Origin of the sequence: Rhizobium sp. ERR 1071 (genome assembly GCF_007828675.1) — a bacterium.
GTDB classification, from domain to species: Bacteria; Pseudomonadota; Alphaproteobacteria; order Rhizobiales; family Rhizobiaceae; genus Rhizobium; species Rhizobium dioscoreae.
Genome location: NZ_VITM01000018.1, coordinates 21,724 through 45,976, shown reverse-complemented (window position 1 = coordinate 45,976; position 24,253 = coordinate 21,724). Strand labels below are relative to the sequence as shown.

General features: G+C 58.9%; 23 protein-coding genes. 3 read left to right on the top strand and 20 right to left on the bottom strand.

Features of this window, described 5'->3' with window-relative positions:
* The first annotated feature begins 21 nt into the window (after positions 1-21).
* Entirely contained in the window at positions 22-606 is a 585-nt protein-coding gene (locus FBZ99_RS31210) for a dioxygenase family protein (protein ID WP_145636856.1), read from the top strand.
* 49 nt (positions 607-655) lie between these two features.
* Here the strand turns inward: FBZ99_RS31210 and FBZ99_RS31205 are convergent, their stop codons facing one another.
* A complete protein-coding gene (locus tag FBZ99_RS31205; protein ID WP_145636852.1) occupies positions 656-1,591 on the bottom strand; it encodes an AraC family transcriptional regulator in 936 nt (311 codons plus the stop codon).
* A 109-nt stretch (positions 1,592-1,700) separates the two neighbouring features.
* Between FBZ99_RS31205 and FBZ99_RS31200 the strand changes: the two genes are divergently transcribed.
* On the top strand, positions 1,701-2,069 hold the full coding sequence (locus tag FBZ99_RS31200) for a DUF1330 domain-containing protein (protein ID WP_145636849.1): 369 nt from the start codon (positions 1,701-1,703) through the stop codon (positions 2,067-2,069).
* A gap of 122 nt (positions 2,070-2,191) precedes the next feature.
* Here the strand turns inward: FBZ99_RS31200 and FBZ99_RS31195 are convergent, their stop codons facing one another.
* The 14 genes from FBZ99_RS31195 to FBZ99_RS31130 all read right to left on the bottom strand — a co-directional run bounded on the left by FBZ99_RS31195 (position 2,192) and on the right by FBZ99_RS31130 (position 16,573).
* Positions 2,192-4,372: a xanthine dehydrogenase family protein molybdopterin-binding subunit gene (locus FBZ99_RS31195; protein WP_145636846.1), complete on the bottom strand. Its 2,181-nt coding sequence runs from the start codon at positions 4,370-4,372 to the stop codon at positions 2,192-2,194.
* On the bottom strand, positions 4,369-5,358 hold the full coding sequence (locus FBZ99_RS31190; protein ID WP_246661243.1) for an FAD binding domain-containing protein: 990 nt from the start codon (positions 5,356-5,358) through the stop codon (positions 4,369-4,371). The genes FBZ99_RS31195 and FBZ99_RS31190 overlap by 4 nt, the downstream gene beginning before the upstream one ends.
* Positions 5,359-5,372: 14 nt before the next feature.
* Complete coding sequence (locus FBZ99_RS31185) at positions 5,373-5,990, bottom strand: (2Fe-2S)-binding protein (RefSeq protein WP_145636839.1); 618 nt, start codon at positions 5,988-5,990, stop codon at positions 5,373-5,375.
* Between the two features lie 198 nt (positions 5,991-6,188).
* Positions 6,189-8,345 (bottom strand): xanthine dehydrogenase family protein molybdopterin-binding subunit, encoded by a 2,157-nt coding sequence (locus FBZ99_RS31180; protein ID WP_246661238.1) that lies wholly within the window; start codon positions 8,343-8,345, stop codon positions 6,189-6,191.
* Positions 8,346-8,423: 78 nt separating this feature from the next.
* Complete coding sequence (locus tag FBZ99_RS31175; protein ID WP_145636833.1) at positions 8,424-9,116, bottom strand: Isoquinoline 1-oxidoreductase subunit; 693 nt, start codon at positions 9,114-9,116, stop codon at positions 8,424-8,426.
* Entirely contained in the window at positions 9,113-9,580 is a 468-nt protein-coding gene (locus FBZ99_RS31170; RefSeq protein WP_145636831.1) for a (2Fe-2S)-binding protein, read from the bottom strand. Before FBZ99_RS31170 ends, FBZ99_RS31175 begins: the two co-directional genes overlap by 4 nt.
* Positions 9,484-10,503 carry a DUF2306 domain-containing protein gene (locus FBZ99_RS31165; protein WP_145636828.1) on the bottom strand — a complete coding sequence of 340 codons (1,020 nt, stop codon included), beginning with the start codon at positions 10,501-10,503 and terminating at the stop codon, positions 9,484-9,486. The genes FBZ99_RS31170 and FBZ99_RS31165 overlap by 97 nt, the downstream gene beginning before the upstream one ends.
* On the bottom strand, positions 10,500-10,973 hold the full coding sequence (locus FBZ99_RS31160) for a DUF2147 domain-containing protein (protein ID WP_145636825.1): 474 nt from the start codon (positions 10,971-10,973) through the stop codon (positions 10,500-10,502). Before FBZ99_RS31160 ends, FBZ99_RS31165 begins: the two co-directional genes overlap by 4 nt.
* Before the next feature lie 93 nt (positions 10,974-11,066).
* Positions 11,067-11,648, bottom strand: a complete 582-nt coding sequence (locus FBZ99_RS31155) for a class I SAM-dependent methyltransferase (protein ID WP_145636822.1) — start codon at positions 11,646-11,648, stop codon at positions 11,067-11,069.
* Between the two features lie 79 nt (positions 11,649-11,727).
* Positions 11,728-12,408 (bottom strand): class I SAM-dependent methyltransferase, encoded by a 681-nt coding sequence (locus FBZ99_RS31150; protein ID WP_145636820.1) that lies wholly within the window; start codon positions 12,406-12,408, stop codon positions 11,728-11,730.
* Complete coding sequence (locus FBZ99_RS31145; protein ID WP_145636817.1) at positions 12,405-13,043, bottom strand: DedA family protein; 639 nt, start codon at positions 13,041-13,043, stop codon at positions 12,405-12,407. Before FBZ99_RS31145 ends, FBZ99_RS31150 begins: the two co-directional genes overlap by 4 nt.
* 3 nt (positions 13,044-13,046) lie before the next feature.
* On the bottom strand, positions 13,047-14,030 hold the full coding sequence (locus FBZ99_RS31140; RefSeq protein WP_145636814.1) for an SDR family oxidoreductase: 984 nt from the start codon (positions 14,028-14,030) through the stop codon (positions 13,047-13,049).
* 143 nt (positions 14,031-14,173) lie between these two features.
* Positions 14,174-15,208 carry an aldo/keto reductase gene (locus tag FBZ99_RS31135; RefSeq protein ID WP_145636811.1) on the bottom strand — a complete coding sequence of 345 codons (1,035 nt, stop codon included), beginning with the start codon at positions 15,206-15,208 and terminating at the stop codon, positions 14,174-14,176.
* 51 nt (positions 15,209-15,259) lie between these two features.
* The gene (locus tag FBZ99_RS31130) at positions 15,260-16,573 is read right to left on the bottom strand and encodes an MFS transporter (RefSeq protein ID WP_145636808.1); all 1,314 of its coding nucleotides are present in this window, start codon (positions 16,571-16,573) and stop codon (positions 15,260-15,262) included.
* Positions 16,574-16,735: 162 nt separating this feature from the next.
* Between FBZ99_RS31130 and FBZ99_RS31125 the strand changes: the two genes are divergently transcribed.
* The gene (locus FBZ99_RS31125) at positions 16,736-17,659 is read left to right on the top strand and encodes an AraC family transcriptional regulator (protein ID WP_145636805.1); all 924 of its coding nucleotides are present in this window, start codon (positions 16,736-16,738) and stop codon (positions 17,657-17,659) included.
* Between the two features lie 403 nt (positions 17,660-18,062).
* Here the strand turns inward: FBZ99_RS31125 and FBZ99_RS31120 are convergent, their stop codons facing one another.
* The 5 genes from FBZ99_RS31120 to FBZ99_RS31100 all read right to left on the bottom strand — a co-directional run bounded on the left by FBZ99_RS31120 (position 18,063) and on the right by FBZ99_RS31100 (position 24,127).
* Entirely contained in the window at positions 18,063-19,652 is a 1,590-nt protein-coding gene (locus tag FBZ99_RS31120; RefSeq protein ID WP_145636802.1) for a class I SAM-dependent methyltransferase, read from the bottom strand.
* 209 nt (positions 19,653-19,861) lie between these two features.
* Positions 19,862-20,881: an SMP-30/gluconolactonase/LRE family protein gene (locus tag FBZ99_RS31115; protein WP_145636799.1), complete on the bottom strand. Its 1,020-nt coding sequence runs from the start codon at positions 20,879-20,881 to the stop codon at positions 19,862-19,864.
* A gap of 49 nt (positions 20,882-20,930) precedes the next feature.
* Complete coding sequence (locus FBZ99_RS31110; RefSeq protein WP_145636796.1) at positions 20,931-22,313, bottom strand: tripartite tricarboxylate transporter permease; 1,383 nt, start codon at positions 22,311-22,313, stop codon at positions 20,931-20,933.
* A 1-nt stretch (position 22,314) separates the two neighbouring features.
* Positions 22,315-22,773: a hypothetical protein gene (locus FBZ99_RS31105; protein ID WP_145636793.1), complete on the bottom strand. Its 459-nt coding sequence runs from the start codon at positions 22,771-22,773 to the stop codon at positions 22,315-22,317.
* Positions 22,774-22,834: 61 nt separating this feature from the next.
* Positions 22,835-24,127 carry a hydroxymethylglutaryl-CoA reductase, degradative gene (locus FBZ99_RS31100; protein WP_145636790.1) on the bottom strand — a complete coding sequence of 431 codons (1,293 nt, stop codon included), beginning with the start codon at positions 24,125-24,127 and terminating at the stop codon, positions 22,835-22,837.
* Between the last annotated feature and the right edge of the window lie 126 nt (positions 24,128-24,253).

Here is a 24,253-nt window from a genome sequence, read left to right as displayed (position 1 = left end):
ACAGCACCGGGAGATATAGTCTTGCGCCCCACCAGACGTTCTCTTCTGACGGCCTTTCTGTCGCTACCTCTCATCGACGCGTCGAGAGTGATGGCGCTTGCACAGGCCGCTCCTGAGCTACCCCTGACCCCGTCTTGTCATGCTGGGGAAGACCTGACCCTTGAACGCGAGGCTGGCCCCTTCTTCAGGCCGAACTCCCCGCTCGAACGCGATCTTTATCCCGACGCGCCCGGCGGTGAGAGGATCACCGTGGCGGGATTCGTTTTCGACAATCGCTGCCGGCCAATCGCCGGTAGCCTCGTCGAGATCTGGCATGCGGACGAGAAAGGTGACTACGATAGCGTCGGCTTCCGACTTCGGGGGTATCAGTTCACCGATGCTCAGGGACGCTGGTGGTTCAACACTATCATCCCGGCGCTTTATCCCGGCCGAACACGTCATTTCCATTTCAGGGTCCAGCGCCCGGGAGGACGCCTCCTGACAACACAGCTCTATTTTCCTGGAGAAAGCAGAAACGCCAGGGACCGGCTCTTTCATGAGACGCTGGTCCTTGACTTGAGGAAAGCCGACGATGGCCAGTTTGGGCAGTACGATTTCGTGGTCTGACCTCTGGCGCGAGCCGGTCAAGCCATTGATGAGCTTCGAGATTGCTCCTCTAGGTGGAGTGAGACGAGTGTTCCGCAAAGCGGCTTGGCGAGCAGCCGACAGCGTGGGTGAAGGCGGTGCTGAACGCACTTGCTGACTTATAGCCAATTGAAAAAGCGATCTCCTCGATCCTTGTCGTGCCGGACTTAAGCGCTTCTTTGGCCAGCGCCATGCGCCACCGCAAAAGGTACGCGATCGGACCGATCCCGACGACAACACGAAAGCGCGTGGCGAAGGCAGACCGCGAGACACCGCAAAGCCTCGCCAGAGACGCGACCGTCCATTCTTGCACAACATTTTCGTGCATGGCGCGAATTGCTTTGGCCGTCACAGGATCTCGAAGGCCGGAGAGCAGACCACGGTCGGCAGGATCAGTTTGACCTGAAGGATCCAATGAAGGCATCCGGAGAATTTCGACCAGCGCCAGTTCGACGAGGCGGACAATAATGAACTCGCTGGCCGGTCCAGGATCTCGGCCTTCGGATTCCATCAGCGCGAGCAGGTTGTGAAGCCGGTGGAGTTTCGGTGAACGAGAGGGGATGTGGACAATGGGCGGAAGAAGCCCCGTCAGGAGATCCTCGTTGGCTGTCGAGAACAGAAATTTGCCCATGTGAAGCGAAATCGGTCTTTCCTGACCGGAGCCCAACTCTAACCGTCCCCCCTGTTTGGCGGCTACTGCCGCGACGCTGTCCAATGGTTCTATGTCCCTATTCGAAGTCAACGTAAAAGAAACCTTTGTCCGCAGCAGCACGAAATCGCCCTTGTTTAGCGACAGAGTATCGCAACCAGGTCGTATCAAGTCGCAGTTGCCATCCTCTATCCAGAAAAACAACAGGTCTCCCCGCGCTGGAAAACTCAAGCCCCAGTCACCGGCGGCGTCAATACCGCGACCGAGGAGAGCAGCGCGCGGTTGCAGCAGTCGGATGAGATCGAGGAAAGGATCCATTTTAAGGCTTTAGATAAAGTATTCTGGGGTTTCCATTATGGAGCGTGCAGAGGCGATAGCATAATTTGCCGGCGATTGAACGAGGCTGAAGCCTCCATCGCTGGAGAATATGATGATTAAAGTCACTGCCGCCGACATAGACCGCTTTATTGCCGAAGATGACGGCCAGCCCGTCGTGATGCTCAACCTGCTTCGGTTCAAGCCAGACGGAGGTCGCCAGCGTTATCTCGACTACCTCGCCATGGCGGGTCCGATCGTCGCCCGGTATGGCGCGGAAATCCTCTTCGCCGGCGATGGCGCGACCGCGCTCTGCGCCGAACCCGGCCAATCCTGGGATGCGGTGGCGCTGGTGCGCTACCCCAGACGAGCAGCCTTCGTCGAGATGATCGCCGATCCTGAGTACGCCGTTGCCGACCCAATCCGGATGTCGGCCTTGGAAGAGGCGGTACTGCAGCCAATCAGTACCATGACTAGATAAGCGGTGAGACAGACACATTTTAAAATTTGCAAGATCGTGCCTCCCTTCGCCGCCTGCCTGCAAGCAGGAAGGGCATCGTTTGCCCTTTCTTCGTCATGCATGCCTTGCTGATGAGACCTGCTCTACAGCAGGTCTTCGATCCTGATCGGTAGATGTCGTATACGTCTGCCGGTCGCGTTGTAGACAGCATTGACCACGGCTGCGGCCGCTCCGACCATGGCGACTTCGCCAAGCCCCTTAACGCCGGACATGTTGAGCTTGAAGTCCGGTTGATCGATGAAATCGACATCGATTGCGCCTATGTCGGCATTAACCGGCACGATGTATTCCGCAAGATCGTGGTTGAGCACACCGCCGAAGCGAGGATCTGTTTCACCGGCCTCGCGAAGTGCCGCGCCGATACCCCAGACGGCACCACCCCTGACCTGGCTTTCTGCCGTACGCCGGTTCATGACCCGGCCACAGTCGGCAACGCTGACGAAGTGTTTGACGCGCACGCGGCCGGTCGAGGTCTCTACGTGAACTTCCGCAAAATGAGCGATCCAGCTGAAGGCCATGAAGTCTGGGTATTCGGGGCCGGTGGTAGATGGGATGCCTCTACGCAATTGCTCGATCACCTGGCCGTCCTTGCCGAGCGGGATCGTGTTGACCGTTACCTCCAGGAAGGGGCGGCGGGTACGGGCTAGCTGGACATGAAGCGGCGCTTCCGACAATTGGGCACCGGTTAGAACCCTAAGCTCTTCCCGCAGCTTCAGGGCAGCGCTTCGCGCCGCCGGGGCAACGCTTCCCGTCCCCCACGACCCCGCGGTTATATGCTGCGGCGCATGTCCGGTATCGCCGATGCGGATATCAAGCTTGGACGGGTCCACCCCAAGAACTTCTATAAGCTCCGCGGCGATGACGCTACGGATGCCCTGTCCCATTTCGTGGCCGGATGTCGCGATCTCGCATCGTCCGCTCGAAGAAAGGCGAAGTGTCGTGACGGCCGCCGTCATCGATCCCTTGTAGCTACCACAGGCAACACCGAGGCCGATGCGGTCGCCATTCTCTGCCACCAAGGACCCCGCTTCGCGGGCTCGCCGGTTCCAGTCGATCATCTCAGCCCCGCGTCTCAGACAGTCCACAAGATGGCGCGAAGAGAAGGGCTTGCCAGTGATCAGATCGTTCTGAGCGTCATTGCGAATGCGGAACTCAACAGGATCTATTCCGACAGCCTCCGCAAGCTCATCGATTGCACACTCTGTGGCGTAACTCGCGGGATGTTCATGCGGCGCGCGCTGGTGGCCGGGGGTCTGGGTATCAACTCGGACGATATGGTCAGTGCCCAGCCAGGTCCCGTAGCCATACATGCGCGGGGGATTGGCGCCGTGCTCACAACCGAATCCGTCGTAACGGCTGTTCTGCTGGACAGTTTCGTAGAGTCCTGCCAGCAGGCGACCTTGTTCGTCTGCCCCAAGCCGAACGCGGTGACGGCTCCGCGGGCGATAGGATGCCGTATGAAACAAGTGAGCGCGAGGCATCACGAGTTTCACAGGACGGCCAAGCAGGGCAGCGGCACTGGCGACGAGCACACTCTGCTCCTGAATGCCGTTCTTCTGTCCAAAGCCTCCGCCGGTGTAGGGGCTTACGCCACGCAGACGCGTCGGCTCCAGCCCCATCATCCCCGCCAAGCCGCCGGCAAACGCCGCCGCCGCCTGCGTTCCTTCATAAATCCTGAGCTGACCATCCTCGAATGCGGCAGTCGTCGAGATCAACTCAATCGGATTATGATGCTGTTGGGGATGCAGATACTCGACATCGACGCGATGATTGGCGGAGGCGAAGGCAGCCTCAGCATCACCGGAAGAAAGCCGGCTCTCGGGCTCCGGCTCGCGGCTCGCTCGGTCGTCTTCCATCGCGGCGCTGAACGGCTCTTTGGCATAACGCACCTTAACGGCTTCCGCGCCCTCTATTGCCGCCTCCAGCGTCTCGGCAACAACGAGAGCGACCGGCTCTCCGCGATGACGGACGACGGGAACTGTCATCGGCTGATAACCCTTACCAGGTCGGCCGTAACCACCACGGGCCGCAGGCGTGGTCTTGATCTGCGAGAAATCTTCATGCGTGAAGATGCGAACGACACCGGGCACTTTTTGAGCGACGGTTGCGTCGATTGTCTCAATACGTCCCCTGGCGATCGTCGCTGGAACCGTCATCGCATGAAGCAGACCGATGATCGGCTGATCTGCTGCATATAGCGCTCGACCAAGCACTTTTTCTTGAGCATCGACCCGAGGGCGATCAGCGGTACGTTCCTGCGTCATTGCATCTTCCTTCCAGCTGTCATGATAGCGTCGGCAAGGGTGCGAGCACCGAGTTCAATTTTGAAGGCGTTGTGCTCGCCGGGTCGGGCATTGGCGAATGCCGCTCTGCCGGCAGCCAGAGCAATCTTTGGTTCGATAGACCTGCCTATCAAAAGCCCCTCTGCCTCATGGGCTCGCCACGGTCGGGTCGCAACGCCGCCGAGAGCGATGTGCGCCTGCCGTACGTGATCCCCATCCATCGTCAATGCGACAGCTGCCGAGGCGAGAGCGAAGGCGTAAGATTCGCGGTCGCGCACTTTCAGGTAGGTTGAATTCCTTCCGGCGTCTGTCTTTGGAACAGAAATTCCTGTCACGATCTCGCCGGTTTCAATCGCGAACTCGAGATGGGGCGTGTTACCGGGCAATCGGTAGAACTGGGCGATGGGAACGGAACGCGCTCCTGCGGGTCCGTGAAGCTCTATCGTTGCGTCCATCGCCGTTAACGCGACCGGCCAGTCACCAGGCGATACCGCTGTGCAATCGTCACTGATACCGAGCACGGCTTGCCCGCGATCCAGGCCACCGATCGCTGCGCATCCGGAGCCGGGCGCTCGTTTGTTGCAGGGGTAGGCCCCGATCGCGCCGTTCCGGAAGTACGGACAGCGGGTCCGCTGTAGCAGGTTGCCGCCAACGGTTGCCATGTTGCGAAGCTGCTGAGAGGTGGCCTTCGAAAGGCTCTCAGCCAACACGGGGTAATCACGACAAACGACGGCATGTTCGGCAACATCCGCCATCCGTGCCCCGGCGCCGAAAAACAGAACGTCGCCGCTCGTATCGATCCGGTCAGCTCCCTCCAGGGAGGCGATGTCGATGAGATGCATGGGACGCTCGACCCCGAGCTTCATAAGATCGTAAAGGGTGGTACCGCCGGCGATATAGCGCGCACCTTCACCTGCCGCCGCAAATGCTTCGGTGGCCTCACCAACGGTTTGGCGTTCACGTAGGATATTGATCTCATGGCTCAGCCTCGCTCGATCTGAGGAGCTGCCTGTTCGATCGCGGCAACGATGCCGACATAGGCTCCGCATCGACAGATGTTACCGCTCATATATTCCCTGATCTGATCTGGCGTCGACGCAAGTCCTTCCTTGACGCAAGCGATTGCCGCCATGATCTGGCCGGGCGTGCAGTAGCCGCATTGCAGAGCGTCATGGTCAATGAAGGCCTGCTGCATGGGATGGAGAGCGTCCGCGCTGCCGATACCTTCGATGGTCGTGACATCACGGCCATCGACTTTGGCGGCAAGCGTCAGACAGGAGGCGACCCTGCGCCCGTCGATGTGGACAGTGCAGGCGCCGCACTGACCGTGGTCGCATCCCTTTTTGGCGCCGACCAGTCCCAGTCGCTCTCGCAACATATCGAGCAACGATGCCCGTGCATCTATCTCTATGGCTCTGGGCTGGCCGTTGATCTGAAAGCTGACCTGAATGGTCGTGCCATTCTCAGGTGTAAGCTGTGGGCTCGATACTTGAGCTTTCGCTGTCACGGGCAGCAGGCCGGACACCGAGACCAGCGTTCCTGCCTCTAAAACTTGTCGCCGAGTGATCTCCAGAAACTGCCTATCGCGCGTGTCTGACATGAGGACTTCGTCTCCTGCTGGGTTACAACAATTTTGGCGTCATCCATTTCGGCACCAGCCGAAACCGCTCATTCCTTTCAAAGTAAGTCAGGCCAACCGGGAAGATTAGCCCGCAAATATCGCGCGGACTGATTAGCCAAACTTAGCAATGACCTCATGTGCTGGGCCGCAGGCGGGCTCGCGAAGATCGCATCCTCTTTAGGAAATCGAAAAGCCGGCATTCATTGCGCCATTGAGGAATGGCAAACTCTGCGTCGGCGTGCCAGACAAGGCGAGCATGGCATTCGCCACCGCTGGCGCGATCGGCGCCACTCCGGGCTCACCCATACCGGTCGGCTTGTTATCAGACGCGATGATGTAGGTTTCGACGGCAGGCATTTCGTTCATGCGCAAGACTGGATATCGGTCAAAGTTCGTCTGTTGCACAAGTCCATCCTTGAGCGTGATCGCGCCGTATAAGGCGGCGGACAGACCAAAACCGATACCTCCTTCCATCTGAGCCGCAATTTGGTCCGGCGCAACCGCGATGCCACAATCGACGACGGCCACAACACGACGCACGATCGGCCGGCCATCAAGCAGCCGAACTTCAGCAACCTGGCCAACAATCGTTCCGAACGCCTGGTGGACCGCCATGCCCCGAGCCCAGCCCGCTTCGAGTGGAGTATCCCAGCCTGCCCTGGCACAAAGCTCCTCAAGTACCGCCAGCCGGCGCGCGTCGCCGGCCTTCTGATAGAGGAAGCGACGATAGGATGCCGGATCCTGGGCGGCCCGGCGTGCCAGCTGATCGACGATATGCTCCATCACCATCGCCGTGTGCGAATTGCCGACGGAGCGCCAAAACCCAACAGTGACTGGAAAAGATGGCGTGAAAACCTTGCCATCGACAGTTATCGCGGTGGATAGATTGGGCGACTCCGCGATACCCTCGGTCGCCGTAAAATTCGGGGCAAGGGGAAGCAAGTTCTGGCAGACCGAATGGACGCGCCAACGCTCCGGGAAACCGTCCGCGCCGACCTGCACCCATATCCGATGATGCGACATCGGCCGGAAGTAGCCCAACCTCATGTCGTCCTCGCGGCTCCAGATCAGCTTGACCGGACGGCCCTCGACCCGCTTTGCGATCCGCACACACTCGACGACATAGTCGGAGCTCATGCCACCGCGGCGGCCGAACGAGCCGCCGGCAGGGATCACCTCGATGTCGACCCGGCCCGGAACGGTCCGAGCAGCCAGTGCCGCTTGAACCTGATCGACTGTGACAAGATGAGCGCCCGATGTGATTGTAACATCCCAGCCATCGACCTTGGCCACACAATCGAGCGTTTCCATCGGGGCATGGGCCAGATAGGGAAAATCGAATGCAAACTCCATGACATCGCCGTCGAAAGGCGCCTCCGGCGACGGACCCGTCGATTGAAAACTGCCGGGCTCCACATCGGTGCGCTCGGCAGCGATATCGCGGAAGTACGCCACAAGATCGGAAGACGAACGCATCTCGGCTTCGCTATCGTCCCATTCGATACGCAGTGCGTCACGCCCTCGCTTGGCGGCAAACGTCGTCTCAGCAAGGACCGCGACCCCCGTCTCGATGGCGAAGACATGCGTGACGCCCTTTACTTTCAGCGCGTCGGATGCGTCGAAGCGCAAAAGCTTTCCGCCGAAGCGGGGACTATGAGCGACCATTGCGACCAGTAAGTCCGGACGCTGGATATCCTGTGTGTAGACCTGGGCACCTGTGCTCTTCGGCAGGCTGTCTTTTCGCCGCACGCGCTCCGTGCCGATTAACCGGTAGTCTTCTCGGCGTTTCAGGATCGGCGTCTCGGGTGGGGTTTGCCGGGCGGCGTCGGCCAGGAGCTCGACGAAGGTCGCGCTTCGGTTGGAGCCGGGATGGGATAGGATACCGTCGCGGACCACAATACCACTGTCTCGCACGCCCCAGCGAGCGGCTGCCGCGGCTACGAACATAGCGCGTGCAGCAGCGCCTGCGTTGCGCATCAGATCCCAGTTCGAGGCGATCGAATTTGAACCTGCTGTCATTTGCACGCCGTAGGCGCGGAAATTGCTGTGCGCGTCGACGACGCGCACCTTGTTCCAATCCGCGTCGAGTTCTTCCGTGACGATCGCGGCGAGTCCAGCGTGAATGCCCTGTCCCAATTCCTGCTGTTTGTTAACGATCGTCACCCAGCCGTCATCGGAGATGCGGATGAATGGTCCGAAAGCGCTCGGCTCCGGGTCACCGCCGCCACCTTGCAGGATGGCGCCGATAGCCTGCATCGGATTGGTTGCGGCGTAGCCGACCACGAGAGCGCCGCCGATCAGAGATCCACCCAAAATCAGGCGTCGACGGGTCATCCGAAATCGTGGCTTTCTGTCTGAGGCGTCGGTCACGGACATTCTCCTGTTACCATCCTTGCTCTCACTTGCGCCTACTCACTGTGGGCACGCGGCGCCCGTATCGAGCCAAGCCTTGACCAATGACCCGAAGGCCTCTTGGGTGCCGGGGGCGGGCTTGCGGTTTGCACCCGGATGCCAGGCCCACCCCACCAGTTCATCCTGCGCCATGTGATGAAGCAGTTCATCACGTGTCATATGCGAACGCGCCGGATCCAGGAGCTGCCTGCAGATGTCGCCGAGCGTCTTGCCCTGCCAGGCCATCTCGATCGGCGCGAGCCTCCACTTGGGGTTTCCCGGCACACCGGACGCCTCGAAATTTTCGGCCTGATGGCAGGTTGAGCAACGAAGTGTCGGGGCTCCGCCGCCGTCGGCATCACGTGTAACCCAGGGCGTATGCGGGCGCATCGCCTCCGTCTGGGTGGGACGATCCGTGCGCGGATGACAGTTCATGCAGCGCGGATGCTCGATCACACGGCCGGCTTCTTCGAACAGCGCGACAGACCGCGCGGTCGGGTCCGTAATCTCATTGAAATCTGACACTTGCCGCAAACGCTCGAGTTCGACAGGCGGCAGTCTGGCCTCGATCGATTGTGTTTGTGGCATGGTGCGCGGGTAAAGGGTGTAGACAAGGCCCACGGCCGCCGCAACGACGATCACCCCGAATACCGTAGCAAACGCGAGCTTTAGCCGGCGACGCCATCGTCCTTTTGTGGCTGTGGGACCCGTCATGGTGCGGTAGCCAGCTTTGCTGCTGCATCATGGATCGCCGCGCGAATCCGAGTGTAGGTGGCGCAGCGACAGAGGTTACCGCTCATCGCGATATCGATATCCTCATCCGTAGGCTGCTTGTTCACTCGCAGCAGTGCAATCGCGCTCATGATCTGACCGGACTGACAAAACCCACATTGCGGTACATCGCGCTCAACCCAGGCATCCCGGAGAGCTGCTGCTTCAGCGCCGTTCATGCCTTCGATTGTGGAGATCTGAGCCGAAACGGCCGATCGTAATGAAACCGAGCAGGATCGAGCCGGCCTCCCGTCGAGATGGACGGTGCAGGCGCCGCACTGGGCTGCGCCGCAGCCGTATTTGGTGCCGGTCAGCGACAGATGATCGCGAAGCACCCACAGAAGCGGGGTTTCGCCATCTTCGTCGACGTCATGGGTTCGGCCATTGACCGAAAGCGTAAAAGACATGGACTAAATCCCTTTGACAGCGGCGAGTTTAGGATCGTGCGACCGTGATCGGATATGCCCGATCCGACAAAAAACATGCCTGATCCTCTCTGCGACTGCAGTGTGAGGCCACTCACGATTTTGGGACCCCACGTGTGAGCGGTGAACATCAACGTGATGAAGGCGATGAAAGCGCTTGCGGCCACGAACAGGGCGCACGCTAAGAGGTCGGCACTCGCGGTACGATTTTGCTGGCCGGCACGGATGACGAATTCTGCGACAATCATGTTCGGGACGTAGAAAAAGAAAACCATGACCGCGTCAAACCAGTCGTTCCACTCCGTCAGCGAACCGAAGAATCGCGATAGCAGAAACCAGGCGCCATACTCGATTCGATAGAGCCACGAGCCAATCGTCAGAGCAAACAACCGGATCGCCCAGGCACGGTGCAGTTCGTACTGGCGCGATCGTGCGTAGAGATAAGACATGGCTGCACTCAGCACCATGAGGACACCGTAAAGCCCAAACCCGATATCCATCAAAGTGCCGCCGACGGTGCCTTGTCCGACGATGAAAGCCAAACCTCCCACACCAGCGGCTGCGGCCGAGGCGACATAGATCCGTCCGAGCCATCTGTGCAGCCACGGGATCCTTCGCCGCAGCCTGCCGATTAGCTGGACCGGGCCCAGCAGAACAAGGATACTGCCAGCGAGGAAATGCGCGCCGATAGCGCTTGTCGACAGTCGCGAGGACGGATCGTATAAGTCGGGCAACGCCTCATTCCACCGATAGGCCTCACCGCCAACGAGGCTACCGCCGAAAAAGGCAATGATGTAGCCGGCGAATATAATGCCGCTCAGCCAACTCACCGCCGCAAGCAATCCCGCACTCCAGCTGGCAGCCAGACTGTGAAAACGGCGGCTGCTTCCGGAAAACGCCGTCATTGGGAGCGATACAGAACCATAGTCCGCCCGAGGAGTGGGATCCCCGCATAGCCTCTCAGTTCGAGCGCACCATCTTGTATCGTTGCCTGCCCTGAATAGGTGCGCCCGGACGATCCATCGTAGAATTTCCCGTCTTCCCAACGGCGATCCTGTGGATCCCATTTCAGATCGGTGAGGAAAGTGATCCCCTGAAGTGAGCGGCCTCGTAGCTTCGGGTCAGGATTATGGATGTCCTTCTTGAAGGTCTTACCGTCCGCTTCCATGAGCCGATCGCCATAAATGACACGGGCGGCAAAGCTGCCACCGGCGTCGAATACTTCGAACTTGAAGTTGCCTTCCTCTGTTTCCCAAACGCCCTCGATCTCGCTTGGCGACGAAGCTTGAGCGAGAGCCGTTGTGATCTGTAATCCGATCACTGCTGCCGTAACCATGACCGCCAGTGAGAACTTCTTGAGACGGGATTTCATCATATCGCTTCCTTTCCTTGGTGGAGAAAAGTTACGGTGAGGTCTTCCGCTGTAGAATGTCTAAAGTTTCAAATTATCTGCCTGATCCTCCGAGGCTTATGCGCCCAGAGAGTCGCCAGGTCTCGATGAATTTTCCGCTGTCGCCGGCCAGTCGTACATGGCCACAGCACCGCGCAGGCCAGGGCCGTCCTTTGTCGTCTTGGGCGACCGGCCTCGGAACCAGAACGTGACCGTGACGACGGCGGTGCCCGAACGTACGGTCTTATCCAGGAATTTCGATAATTTAGGCATCGCGCTGGGCATGAGATAGCACGTCACTGCATCAGCATCGGCGAGATCGCAAGCGTAGAAGTTGCTTCTGATGACCGAGACGTTGGGAATGTTTCTGGTGCGGACCCAAGCCACGAAGCACGGAAAAGGGGAGATCTCCACCCCTTTGATATGAGCGCCGGGAAAAGCCTTGTTGAGCGCAATCAGAAGCGAGCCCCATCCACAACCAAGATCATAAATTACGGCCTGGTCGGAAAGGCCCGCGTCGCGTAACAGGGCAACCACGTCGGCGGCTTCAGATTTCGCCAGTGGCCATGATGGCACCCTTGTGAATGCATGGAAGAACAATAGCGAAAGACAGACCGACGAGACTGCGGCAAGCAGAACGAGGGAAAATGCTTGATGCATTTGCGGTTCTCAAACTTTAAGCTTTGTCACGCCGCGATGGAGCGTCCGAGCATGGTCGAATGTCCGAGGACCGACTGTCTTAACCCGAATTGGAAGAACGATCCTGATCGCGATGTTGCTCATTAAGATGGATTTGCTTTCCATCAGATAGCAGATGCCGACGCGTCCTTTCGAGCACCATCCGCGGCCTTCGTCGGCTTATACGGTAGACGGCTGCAGGTGGAATATTGGCTAGGGTCCAGCCGACATACGTCGCCTTAAGGCCTAGACGATCGAGCAGCGGCCTGGCGATCGGGCATTTCGGGCCGTAAGTGAATTGGTAGAATGCTCCACCCGGGCGAAGATGCGAGAATGCACCTTCCAAGATAGCATGCACTTTGCGTAATGGCATCGATAGAAGAGGAAGGCCACTGACGACAGCACCCACAGGCGCTGAGGCATGAAGCGACAACTTGCTCAGCTGGGCCGCATCCATCTGGAGGGTTTTTGCGGTTGGGAAGCGATCGCTAAGTTGGTTCGCAAACTCTGAACCATACTCGACCAGCACGAGATTTTCTTCAGCGACACCTCGCTGCAGCAATGCCTCCGTAAAAACGCCGGTTCCGGGACCCAGCTCGATGACTGTGCCCGTCTGCGCGGATATTTCGGCGGTCATGAGTGACGACAGGGCGCGACCTGATGGGGTAACCGAGGCGACCCGAAGTGGAGCGGAAAGCCAAGCGCGAAAAAACAAGAATGCATCGGAAGCTCTATTCTTCATCGCTTGCTTGCTCCAAGATCCGGGCGCGTCCAATATCGCCGCTGAAGACGCCATCCCAAGGCGATGAGAAGTTCCGCGGCAACAAGCAGGATCAGTATTTTCAGCGCGAGCGCAGACGAATTGATGCCGGGGATCGCCAGTACCGCGAGGTAACCGGCGGCAATAAACAGCCCGTTCCACAGGACAATGCCCACTGAAACGCCGGCGACAAACCGCAGCGCGCTTGTCCCTAAGAGCCCCGCTGCGACAGGCGAGATCAACCGAACGGTCGGAATAAGCTGCGACAGGATCGTGAGCGCGCGCTCACGATCGCGCAGGGCGGACAGGGTCCAGTCGATACGGGGTCGCGATAAGCCAACCCATCCGCCAACAGAGTAAAGAAGCGCTGACGTCCGCTTTTGTCCGACCGCGCTGACGAGAAGATAGAGGCCGAAAGCTCCGAGCGCGCTGCCAACCGTCGTCCCCAAGACGGCCGTGTGGAGCGACCAGGCCTCATCGTTGGCCGCAATGCCAATAGCGACAAGAACCCCATAAGAGGGCAGGGCGGGTAAGAAACGCTCCGCAAGCCCGATCGCGAACAGACCAAATATGCCGTATATCGCAATCCAGTCGACCAGATGTCCGAGCGGGTCCATCTCTCAGCCCTCCCGCGCAATCGTTGTCGCGCTCAGGCTTGAGAGCTCCAGGGTGGGAGCCTGCGCGTTGAACGAAATCCCGGTCAGTTTCTCCGACATTTCCCAGAGCTTGTGCGCGACATGTTTTTCCAGCGCCTGGCGCGGGATTTGTGCTTCCGTCGGGTGTCCGCGCGTTTCGCCCAATCTATCTGGCCCGTAGTAGCCACCGCCTTTGGCCTTCGGAGATGTCGCCGCAAACAACGTCGGCAACGCGCCTTGTGCAACAGGCTGGAACAGGAACCACATCAACGACCGAAGAAGCCCCTGACCGCTGCGGCGACCCGGTCCGTTGTGTAGTAGATCGGTGCGCGATATTCCTGGATGCGCCGCGATACTGGTAACACCCCAGCTCGCTTCTTCGCTGCGCCGTTGCAGTTCGAACGCAAACATCAGGCAGGCCAGCTTCGACTGAGTGTAGAAAGGCATCGGCTTATAGCCACGCTCCGCTTGCAGGTCGTTGAAATTGATTGCAGCACTTGCGCTTCTAACAGCAATGCTGGAAAGCGTGACGACGCGTGGAGCTTGTGCTCGCATGAGCAGCGGCAGCAGGTGACCGGTCAGGGCGAAGTGGCCGAGGTAGTTGGTGCCGAACTGCAGTTCGAAACCGTCCTTGGTCGTCTGACGCGTCGGCGGCGTCATGACGCCGGCGTTGTTGATGAGCACGTCGATATGGTCGCGCGTTTCTTTCAGTCTTTTGCCGAGTGCCTCGATCGATGCGAGGCTAGCGAGGTCGACGATTTCCAGCGTGACCGATGCCTGCGGCGCCTGTTCCTTGATGCGCCGGACGGCTTCCGCGCCCTTTGCCGGATTGCGCCCTGCGATAATCACGTCGCCACCGGCGCGAGCCAACGCAAGTGCATCTTCGAAGCCCAGACCACCAGTCCCGGTGATCAGGATCGTCCGGCCCTTCTGGGAGGGCATATCGTCAAGTGTCCACGATTTCGACATCGTCAGTTCCTTTTGTTTCTGCTGGGGCAAGATCGTCCGCCGAAGACGCATAGTTCGGGGGCACGCCTTCGGCGGACAGACGGTCGCCCTGAGGTAAAGCGACCGTTCACGGATCCAGAACGGGGCGGTTCCGGGTTCCGAGCCTATGCGTTCGCGAGCGGCGGCCTTACCGCGACCTCACGCGTTCGTTGCATCCATGCAGGATATTCGGGCGCGATTCTGCTGATAGCTTCCAGCTCGGCAACCTCATCGGCACTAAGCGTGATCTCTGACGCCCCGACGCTGTCGTCGAGCTGCGCGACCGTTTTGGCGCCGACGACAACGCTTGTGACGTGCGGCTGATGCAGCAACCATGCCAGAGCAATTCGCGCGACGCTGACACCTTTGTCGGCGCCGATGCGTTCCATCACATCGATCACATCATAGGCTCGATCCATGGCGACCGGCGGAAAGTCGAACGTGGTCCGGCGGCTGCCTTCCTCGCCCTGCTTGTCGCGGCCGAACTTGCCGCTGAGCAGCCCGCCTGCAAGCGGACTCCAAACCAGAAGACCAAGTTTCTCGGCGTTGACGAATGGCACAATTTCCCGCTCGATATCGCGGCCTGCAAGCGTGTAATAGTTCTGCGTGGTGGCGATCTTCGAGATATGGAGGCGTTCGCTGTGGCCAAGGGCTCGCGCCATCTGCCAGGCTGACCAGTTCGACACACCGACGTAACGAACCAGACCCTGCTGGACGAGCGTATCCAGTGCGGAAAGGCTTTCCTCGATCGGCGTAACGGTATCGATATTATGAAGCTGATAGAGATCGATGTGATCGACCTGCAGCCGTCTCAGACTTGCTTTGACGCTGTCGATGATATGGCCTCGCGAGTTCCCCGCCTCGTTGGGCCCCGGGCCCATTGGACCGCAGACTTTGGTCGCGATGACCACGTCTTCTCGCCGAACAGCGAGATTTTTGAGCGCCTTCCCGACCATCTCTTCCGACGTGCCACTTGAATAGATGTCCGCGGTATCGATGAAGTTGATCCCGTGCTCGAGTGCTCGAGCGATCAAAGCCTGAGCGTCGTCCTGCTGAACGTTGCCCATATTGGCCCAGACCCCTTGGCCGCCGAACGTCATCGTGCCCAGGCAGAGCTCGGAGACGAAGAGGCCTGTGTTTCCCAGTGTGTTGTACTTCATGATCAGGTTCCGTGTGTTTCTTGCGATCAGCTTGGGTGACTGGTGGTTTAGTCAGCGCCGCCGAAGGAAAGTCGCGATGCGTTGATTTGTGATCAGGTAGACGATGCCCGCGAGAGCGCTCGCCAGCGGCACGATTAGCAAACCGAGCCCGAGCCCGTTCGGGATCTCGGCTGCCGTCGCCGCATCACTGACGACTCCGACGATCAGGGGGCCAAGTGCAGGTCCGGCAAGGCCGGATGCGATCATGACGAGGCTGGTCGCCTGTGCCTGACGCCCCGGACCGGCGATCAGATGCGCGGCACCAAAACCCCAGGGCAGCATGAACGAGAAAGACAGCATTCCGGGGACGAAGAGCGCAATGGACATCCAGCCATTCGGGGCAAATAGCGCCGCCGTTGTCGTCGTACTCGCGATCAGGAACAGAATAGCCGGCGGGCCAAGCACCTTGCCGGTACCTGAACGAACAGCGTGGTCAAACCAGCGTCCGCCGCCCAATGTCCCGATGATCCCCATCAACCCCTGCAACATGCCAAACGAAACGCCGACTTCTGTCGCGGTAAAACCATGAGTGCGGATCAGAAAAGGAATCGAAAAGGCATAAAAAGGTGCGCCTGCGAAGCCCAGAAAAACGGCGCCTGCGAACAACCAGCGGAAGGCCGGGGAGGACAACAGATCAAGGCTGGTACGCAGGAAGGGTTCGTCGCGGGAGGCTGTGGCTGGAAGCGAAGGAGTGGGGCCCGCCACAAGGATGGTCAACAGCCCGATCAGGACACCGATGGCTCCGGCACCCATCAAAACAACGCGCCAGCCGAAGACGTCTGCAACTGCGCCGCCTGCGGCAAACCCCACCATCGTGCCAAGTGGAATGCCCATTGCGAAGAGACCGATTGCGAGTCCCCGCCGCTCAGGCATGACTTTGCGGACGATAAGAGCATGGCCGGCCGGGACCGCGCCGGCTTCCCCAAACGCAACGCCGAGCCTAGTGAGCGCCAGGAATATAAAACTGGCAGCGAACCCGCCGAGTGTAGTCATGACGCTCCAGATCAGGATGCAAGAAACAAGTACGAGCCGGGGGGAGCCGCGATCGGCTGCTCGGGCGAGCGGTAATGAGAGAAGTGCATAGACGACGGCAAAGGCAAGGCCGGTGAGCAGGCCCATCTCGGTGTCAGTCAAGTCCAGATCCGCTTTGATCTTTTCTGCCAAAATGAATGGCAATATTCGATCGATCTGAGAGAACGCGTTGATGAGCAGAAGGACGACGCAGATGGCGGCCATTCGCGCGCCTTTAACGTACTCCCAGGTCGTGGCAGCAGGCTGTGCTCGTGTCTGTGAAGGGTCTATTGACCGGGCGACAATTTCTGTCATCTTGAGGTCACTCCTCGCTTGGTTGCACCCTTAAGCTAGATGGAGTGACCAATGACCAGAATGCCCGAACCTTCAAGAAACTTGCCTATTCCTGCAGAAGAGGCAATAATGCCGGCGAGGAGCCACGTATTGCCGTGGCCCCTGAAGCAACCGGAGCCTCGCTTGAATATACCCCTGCTCTCAGCCGTCAACGCTTACATCGAAGAACAGGGTGGCGGGCAGGGCCTGTTCCCAACGGCCATAGAAGGCTTCAATATCGTCCGCTCGTTTCAGTCGATGATGCCCATGCGGAACATCTATCGGCCATCGCTATGCGTGGTGCTGGAGGGAGCGAAGGAGTTGCAGTTTGGCGACGAGCGTCTTAATTACCGCAGCATGGAGTGCCTGGTCGTTAGCGTGGGCGTCCCCGCGACTGGTCAGATCGTCGCGGCAAGTGAGGAAACCCCTTACGTCGGCGTGGTGATCGACTTTGACGTGGCGACCGTGCGGGAAGTGCTCGAACAGTTGGAGGCGCTCCCCCCGCAGCCGGAAGTCTCGGGTCCGTGTGCCTTCGTTGCGAAGGTCGATCAACCGTTGGCAGATTGCATCCTCCGCATGGTTCGGTTGCTGGCTACACCAAAGGCAATTCCGATCCTGGCGCCCTCGATAGTGCGAGAGATCTGCTACTGGCTGCTGAGTGGTCCACATGGCGGCGAAATATGCAAACTAGCCTTGCCTGAATCTAATATTGAGCGCGTCGTTCGAGCCGTCTCAGTCCTGCACGCCAATTTTGCAGAGACGCTGCGGGTGGAAGAACTGGCTGGTATTGCCCGAATGAGTCCGTCATCTTTCCATCAGCATTTTAAGGCGCTGACGGCTATGACACCGCTTCAGTTCCAGAAGCAACTCCGTTTGCTTGAAGCCCGTCGCCTCATGGCTACGCAGGCTGCCAATGTTGCCGAAGCGGCTTACAAGGTCGGGTACGAGAGCGCGTCGCAGTTTAGCCGTGAATATTCAAGAACCTTTGGCGTTGCGCCCAAACAGGATGCTTTGAATCAACAGCGTCTCCACAACGAATATGCAAGCCGCACCGTTCGATCCGCGTAACCCAATTTGCAGCTAAAGTTGCAAGCTGGTCGAGCTGAGCCTGAACCGCATCCGACTACCCTTTCGGAGCCTGCAATTGGCAATAACTGCTCTCGGCTTTGTGGGTCGAGAGCACATCGAAACAGACAGGCGCCGAGCAAGGCCCCGCTCAGGCGCAACGTCGATCCTGTTCGACACGACAGCCTCCATGTGGCCGCGCTACCAGATTTCAAAGCAAAAAATCTGTCGTCACGTAGCAACATTCGGCGACCTGAAAGCGCGCGTTGCCATCTTCCCACGAAATCCACGCATGAGCATTTTCTCAAGCGGTAATCATGGAACGCAATGATTAGGAACCACATGAACCGTCAGAAGGCACATAACTCGCCGGGCGGGGGATTAACGCATTCCTGATCCGCCAGGCTTAAGACGCCGGATTCATTTTGGCCGCCGTGGGGTGAGGCCGGTCGAAATCGGGCCCGATAATATGCAGGCTTCGCAATGTTGGTAGTTCGAATTTCAGGAACCGCTCCGCCATTTGTCGCAGCTCGACGATGTTGTCGCTATCAGATTCAATTTTCCTACCCTGCTTCACGAGGCGTTCGCCAACTTCTTCCAAGAACGTCCAAACGTATGTCGCCAGCTCATCGCCACTCTTGAAGCCATTTTCGAGCGCCTGGATGAACAACTGGATCATGTGCGGCACACCGATCGCGCATCCGGTCACGGGCGAGGCAAGATGGCAGAGATCCGTGCTCACGCGAGCCCGTTGCACAATATGCCGGTTGAGGGCGCGACATTGATCAAGCGCTGTATCTGTCGGCTCCTGCGCAGGCTGAAGGAAGCCTGCGCCTGTCAACACAACAAGGCTCTCGACAAGTTGGCGAAAATCTATCCCACTCAGTTTCGGATGCCTCGCAAGCTCCCGCACGTGCTTAACCTGACCGAGATCGGCCGCCAATACCTCGATAACGGGATCATACAGCTCTGCGGGCAGCTCAACCTCTCCTCGTCCCAATGGAATTTTTTTCGGGATCTCGTCTGCTGGGACCGACAGCACGAAGGCTTGCGAATTCCACGCATCCCGCTGCTCGATGTTGGAGAGTTTTCGCGGACCTTTCACAAAAATATCGCTACGGAAACGGCGATTCACCAAATGGTCGCGCACCGTTTCGCGCATGAGGGGATTGTTGAATTTGGCAATATGGGCTTGCCCTTCCGGGCTTAATTGCAAGGTGTCGATGTCATCAAGCAGCCTAGCCGAACCGACAAATGTCAGCTTTGCTTCGGCAAGGCTCTCAGCTACATCTGAGAAATGATCGACATGCCAATCGGCGTTCAAATATTCGTGGGCGATGTAGTTGGGATCCTGTCGAGCAAGCTGGCCGAAATGATGCCCCGCAAACGGGTTCTGCCTGAAGAACAACGATCCCGCGTCAGCGATTTCCTTGGCGAACTGGAGCGCCGATTCAATGACCTGGCTAAGTCCGGATATGTCTCCACTTTGCCGTTGATACAAAGACATCAGGTGTCGGATTGGAACAATCGGTGCCCAGCCGGGCAAACAGTTGTAACTCACATACACGATGCCGCCCGGGCGAAGTCGCTGTCTAATAATCTGTTTGATCACCGCTCTGTTCGTCGCGGATACCCAACTCCAGACACCATGCAGCGCGATGATGTCAAACTGCGGAAGATCGCTTCGAGCCGCAAACTCTTCAAAAGAATCGTCGGAAAGCTGAACGTCGGCCCCGGAGGCTTCGGCGAGCTTGCGCGCTTCCACAGTTTGAGCGGGATTGAAGTCGCATCCCCAGTATGACCCGGTGGAGCCTGCCGCATGGATGTTGATCGACACGCCCTGCCCGGAGCCGAGCTCCAGATAGGTCGGAGCATCCTTAAACCCGGTCTCCACGCCCCGGCACAGGCAGGCAAGGCGTAGCATCGCGGGGCTCAATTCCCGATAATATCCGAAAGTGTATCCCAGTTCGGTAAAATAGCCGTGCGACCAGTCCATGTAGTGACCTTGTGACCGTACTTTTTCTCGTGCGGGCACCTGGAATTTTTGCGATGGCCGCATCGATCAAAATGCCGTCTCTTCGGCGGAATACCATGCCAAAACCGGCAGAAAACATGCCTAATCCTTCAATCCGCTATTGCACGGAAGAGGAGAGCCAGCGCTGGGGTTCGGAGATGGGCCGGAGTGCGCAACCGAAGGAGACACACTCACGGCGCTCCTTGGGCCAGTGCACGTGCCACGAAAATCGTCGATCCCTCGCCTTTATCCCAGTCATTGGTAAGGATTAGCAATTCATCGGTGCCGGGACGGATGACCATCGATGTGGAGCGCAAGTTATGCCCCTGATCCCGACCGGGAATAAGATACTGGCCTATGGGAAAACCGGCTGGATTGAATACCATAATTCGGCCCTGACCGTAGATCGCGACATAGACGTTGCCGTCAGCATCGATCCGGAGCGAATCCGGGCCTCCGCCCACGAAACTGTAAACTACTGACGATCCGAAGGGCGCAATTGTGGTCGGATCCGACAACGATACCTTGTGCAACTGACCGCCAGCAAGTTCGGTCACCCAAAGTGTCTTTCCGTCTGGGCTGAGGCCAACTCCGTTTGCTATTCTAAGGTTAGGTACTACCGGCACAGGCTTGCCACCGTTCGGCGCGATATAATAAACACCGCCGGTCGGTGTAGTTGATCCCCCCTTGAAGTCAGTGAAATAGAAGCCGCCTTCCTTGTCGAAAACGAGGTCGTCCGGCAGAAAACCGGCATCCCTCGACACGATCGGCTGGACGTCAGTACCGTCGGCCGCCATGCTTATCACCGACCCCCTGGACACAAAGTCACCGAGTTCGGCCATGTAGATGCGACCCCGCTTGTGAACGGCGAGGCCGGCAGGACGCAGTGTGGCATCGGGCAAAAGGCTGGACAGCTGTTTGTCCCGCGTCAGGCGAAAGACGGTCCCTCCAAACACTTCGCAAAACAGCAGGTCGCCGTTCGCGTCAAAAGTCGGACATTCAAGTTGAAGACCTTGTTTGGAAACCTTGAAATATTCTCGCGCCTCAACGGAAGGCAGATCGGCTTCGGCGATTGGCAAAGGCACCGCGCTTCTCAGCTTCTCCGGCAATTCGAGGCTGGGAAGCGCGCTGTTGGCATCCGCGGCCTTCGCGATGAAGCTCATCGAAGTCAACCCCGAGATCAACGCGATCACCAAAAGCAGCTTGTTCATCGTCTTTTCCTCTCGATTGGTAATGTCGCTCACAGAGCACGGGCCGTGATCAACCCAGGAGCTTCATGATTGCCGGCACACTGAGGATCGCTGCGTAGTAGCCCATGAACTGGACGCCGGTGTTCATTCCCAACACGCGATAGAGAATGCCACCGACGAGACCCACTGTCAGGATGACCAGAATGGCCAGAATGCCACCCTCCCAGAGGCCGATGACCAGGACCAAGCCGGCGAATGTCGCGATGATCGCCTCATGGCTTATATATTTAGCCACAAACGCTGCGGCGCTGCGGGCATGGTTCATGGCAAACGGATAGGCGATGGCAGCGGCGATCACGACGGAAATCAGACCCCAGATGAGGAATTCCGGTACCGACATCATTGTGTGGAGGTTGTTGATCGTGCCGCTTGCCGCATCGACCGTGAAGCGCGGCGGCGCGTTGAACAATGGTGCAGCAGGGCCAGCGGCGACCGGGCTAAGCGGCAGGCCAAACGCGATCAACGGGATGAGCGCTTCCGCGATATAAGTCGACTCTGTCACCCCATTGCGAACGGCGAGAACCGAGGTAAGCCGATGATAGGCATGCTTGATGCGAGCCCCGACGATTTCACCAGCGATAACCGTGACCGCAACCGGGCTGAACACGAACGTCGCGCTGGTGACGGCCGCGGCAGCCGCTGTTGTCGTGACCTGGCTACGATCGAGAACCCGGAAGGGGTTGGGGAAATAGCCGCCCCAGCTTTTGACATCCGGTGCCAGGGTTGTCTGACGGAGCTCACTGCGGTTCATACGCTTCTTTTCCAGCGGCGACATTGCAGAGAAGAGTTCAGCGACAAGCGGGCCCACGGCGATCCCGAGGAAGTAACTAACACCCAGCTTCACGTTGTTAGCAGCGGTGAAGCCCTGCAGAGCGACGATCATTAAAGTGAAGGGCACGAGCGCGGCGATCGATGCCCAGCGGCCAGCGGAGAAATAGGCGATGATGACAGCTGCGCCGATAAACAGCCACGGCGCCGACGCAGTGATGTAGGTCCCGAAGGGGGCGAGAATTACCGCGAACAGCACTGCGAGTGGCACGGCGATGAAAGCCGAGATCACCGAGCCGGCCAGCATCTTGCGCAACGCCACATGGGGCGCGCCCAGGTTACGAAGCGCTGTTGCCTGCTGGAGGAGGGGCAGTGCAAGCGTATCTCCGGGAATACCCAGCAGCGCCGTTGGCACAGCATGGGTCATATGTTTGGAAATGGCAGCGCACATCCAAAAGGTAAATACCGCAGCCGGGGGGGCGCCGAGGAGGACGACCAGAAGCGTTACCGGAGCGATGGTCGTCGTTTCGTCGGTTCCCGAGATCAGCCCAACGGCCGAAAACAGGATTGCGCCGAGTAGGCCGAGGCTGACCGTGAGGACAATTTCGTAAAGCAGACCGTCCATGTCACTCCCCCTTGCGGCCGGTGCTGCGGCCTTGTTCGTAGCTTTGGAAGACCTCGTAAAGACCGACCTGCCGCATCTCCTCTGCCACGACAGGAGGTAGGTCGCTCAGCCGTCCGATCTGGCCGCCTTCCTGTTCCAGCTGTTCAAGCACCTCCATCTGCCACGCGCTGGCGTCGGCCACATGCTCCGAGACCACACGTTTGGGCGGGTATATCCTGGCGCACACCGCACCGCTGGCAACGGAGCCGATAATACCGGCAAGCATGGCAAGCGCCTTGCCAACAGCCGGCGTGGCAGCCAGTGGCGCGATTATTTGGAGTGCTACGAAATATACGGCGACGCTCATTACAGCGCCAATCATCATAGCCTTGCCGAGTTGCGGACGGGAGACGACATCACCCCATACCTCCGCAAGCTGGCCCTGCGTGCCGGTGGCCCGCAAAACCTTAGATTCAGTCATGGTTTCCTCCCAAACAGCGCGACGCCGGCAAAGCTCCTCCTTCGCCGATCGCAGATCTTCCTTAAATGCGCAATTCAGCTAAAATCTCTTCAGCGCGGGCCGAACGCACGTCGTGATCTGCGGCAAGCCGTCTTGCGACCACATCGATCTCTTCGCCTTCCGCGCCGGCACCGATGGCGATATTTCTGGCATGCAGGGCCATGTGCCCTCGCTGAATGCCCTCTGTCGCAAGCGCCCTGAGCGCTGCCATATTCTGCGCGAGCCCGACGGCGACCGTCACTTCGGCAAGTTCCACAGCTGTTGCGACATTGAGGATCTGTAATGCGGCCTGGGCCGCCGGGTGCGTTTTGGTCGCTCCACCAACAAGACCAAGTGCCATCGGCATCTCGACTGTGCCGACAAGGGTGCCCTTGGTGCTGATTTCCCACGTCGTCAGCGACGTGTAGCGGCCCGAACGAGCGGCATAAGCATGAGCGCCGGCCTCGATCGCCCTCCAATCGTTGCCGGTTGCAACAACAACCGGATCGATGCCGTTCATGATGCCCTTGTTGTGTGTTGCTGCACGATAGGGATCGACAGCGGCAAACTCGTAGGCGTCCACTATGCCTTCCATGATCCGCTGGCCAGAGAACTCCGTTGTTGCGAGCGCTTCTTCCGTTACCTCGATGCGCGCGCGGGCAAGGCGTAGATCCGCAAGGTTCGAAAGGATACGAAGCCTGACCTCGCCGCCGGTGATCCGCTCAACGATCGGTGCGATGGCCTCGGCCATCGTGTTGACGGTGTTGGCGCCCATGGCATCGCGAACATCTACAAGCAGATGCAGAACGACCATTGTTCCGCGCGTCGTGGAGGGGAAGACATGGACTTCAATATCCCGGCATCCGCCGCCAAATTTAACGAGGACCGGGTCCTTCCCGTTGGCAACCGCGATGATCTCGTCACGCGCCGCAAGGATTGCCAGGCGGGCGCCGAACGGGTCGGACGTGCCCAGCACCTGAACCTGGGCACGCATGATTGGCGCGGTGGACGACGTCTGGAAGCCGCCGCAGCCGCGCACGATACGGGCCATATAGGACGCCGCCGCGACCACAGACGGCTCTTCCACGGCCATGGGAACAAGATAGTCTTTGCCATTAATCGTAAAGTTCGTCGCAATGCCGAGCGGCAGCTGGAACGTGCCGATGACATTTTCGATCATCCCGTTCGCTCGGGAGACTGGCAAGGCATCTGTCGAGCTGAGGACGGCACGTGCGGCTTCATCCAGTGACGCGGCCGCTGCCACTTGCGCCAGTCGCTCCCCCGGGGAAAGATTGCGCATGTTTTCTATGCGCGACGTCACCGTCCTCTTTGTCATGGCTCACTCCCAAACCACTGCATGCGTGCTTGCATTGGTGGTAAACTGTCCTAGAATTACCCCGTCGATCAAGGGACAGTTGTCCGCTTTATTGGAGGCACTGTCCCAATACAAAGGTGGGACAAG

Excerpts from the sequence above, each read along its gene's own strand:
- FBZ99_RS31205 (WP_145636852.1), bottom strand. The coding sequence starts at position 1,591 with ATGGATCCTTTCCTCGATCTCATCCGACTGCTGCAACCGCGCGCTGCT.
- FBZ99_RS31200 (WP_145636849.1), top strand. The coding sequence starts at position 1,701 with ATGATGATTAAAGTCACTGCCGCCGACATAGACCGCTTTATTGCCGAA.
- FBZ99_RS31195 (WP_145636846.1), bottom strand. The coding sequence starts at position 4,372 with ATGACGCAGGAACGTACCGCTGATCGCCCTCGGGTCGATGCTCAAGAA.
- FBZ99_RS31185 (WP_145636839.1), bottom strand. The coding sequence starts at position 5,990 with ATGTCAGACACGCGCGATAGGCAGTTTCTGGAGATCACTCGGCGACAA.
- FBZ99_RS31180 (WP_246661238.1), bottom strand. The coding sequence starts at position 8,345 with ATGACCCGTCGACGCCTGATTTTGGGTGGATCTCTGATCGGCGGCGCT.
- FBZ99_RS31175 (WP_145636833.1), bottom strand. The coding sequence starts at position 9,116 with ATGACGGGTCCCACAGCCACAAAAGGACGATGGCGTCGCCGGCTAAAG.
- FBZ99_RS31170 (WP_145636831.1), bottom strand. The coding sequence starts at position 9,580 with ATGTCTTTTACGCTTTCGGTCAATGGCCGAACCCATGACGTCGACGAA.
- FBZ99_RS31165 (WP_145636828.1), bottom strand. The coding sequence starts at position 10,503 with ATGACGGCGTTTTCCGGAAGCAGCCGCCGTTTTCACAGTCTGGCTGCC.
- FBZ99_RS31160 (WP_145636825.1), bottom strand. The coding sequence starts at position 10,973 with ATGATGAAATCCCGTCTCAAGAAGTTCTCACTGGCGGTCATGGTTACG.
- FBZ99_RS31155 (WP_145636822.1), bottom strand. The coding sequence starts at position 11,648 with ATGCATCAAGCATTTTCCCTCGTTCTGCTTGCCGCAGTCTCGTCGGTC.
- FBZ99_RS31150 (WP_145636820.1), bottom strand. The coding sequence starts at position 12,408 with ATGAAGAATAGAGCTTCCGATGCATTCTTGTTTTTTCGCGCTTGGCTT.
- FBZ99_RS31145 (WP_145636817.1), bottom strand. The coding sequence starts at position 13,043 with ATGGACCCGCTCGGACATCTGGTCGACTGGATTGCGATATACGGCATA.
- FBZ99_RS31140 (WP_145636814.1), bottom strand. The coding sequence starts at position 14,030 with ATGTCGAAATCGTGGACACTTGACGATATGCCCTCCCAGAAGGGCCGG.
- FBZ99_RS31135 (WP_145636811.1), bottom strand. The coding sequence starts at position 15,208 with ATGAAGTACAACACACTGGGAAACACAGGCCTCTTCGTCTCCGAGCTC.
- FBZ99_RS31130 (WP_145636808.1), bottom strand. The coding sequence starts at position 16,573 with ATGACAGAAATTGTCGCCCGGTCAATAGACCCTTCACAGACACGAGCA.
- FBZ99_RS31120 (WP_145636802.1), bottom strand. The coding sequence starts at position 19,652 with ATGGACTGGTCGCACGGCTATTTTACCGAACTGGGATACACTTTCGGA.
- FBZ99_RS31115 (WP_145636799.1), bottom strand. The coding sequence starts at position 20,881 with ATGAACAAGCTGCTTTTGGTGATCGCGTTGATCTCGGGGTTGACTTCG.
- FBZ99_RS31110 (WP_145636796.1), bottom strand. The coding sequence starts at position 22,313 with ATGGACGGTCTGCTTTACGAAATTGTCCTCACGGTCAGCCTCGGCCTA.
- FBZ99_RS31105 (WP_145636793.1), bottom strand. The coding sequence starts at position 22,773 with ATGACTGAATCTAAGGTTTTGCGGGCCACCGGCACGCAGGGCCAGCTT.
- FBZ99_RS31100 (WP_145636790.1), bottom strand. The coding sequence starts at position 24,127 with ATGACAAAGAGGACGGTGACGTCGCGCATAGAAAACATGCGCAATCTT.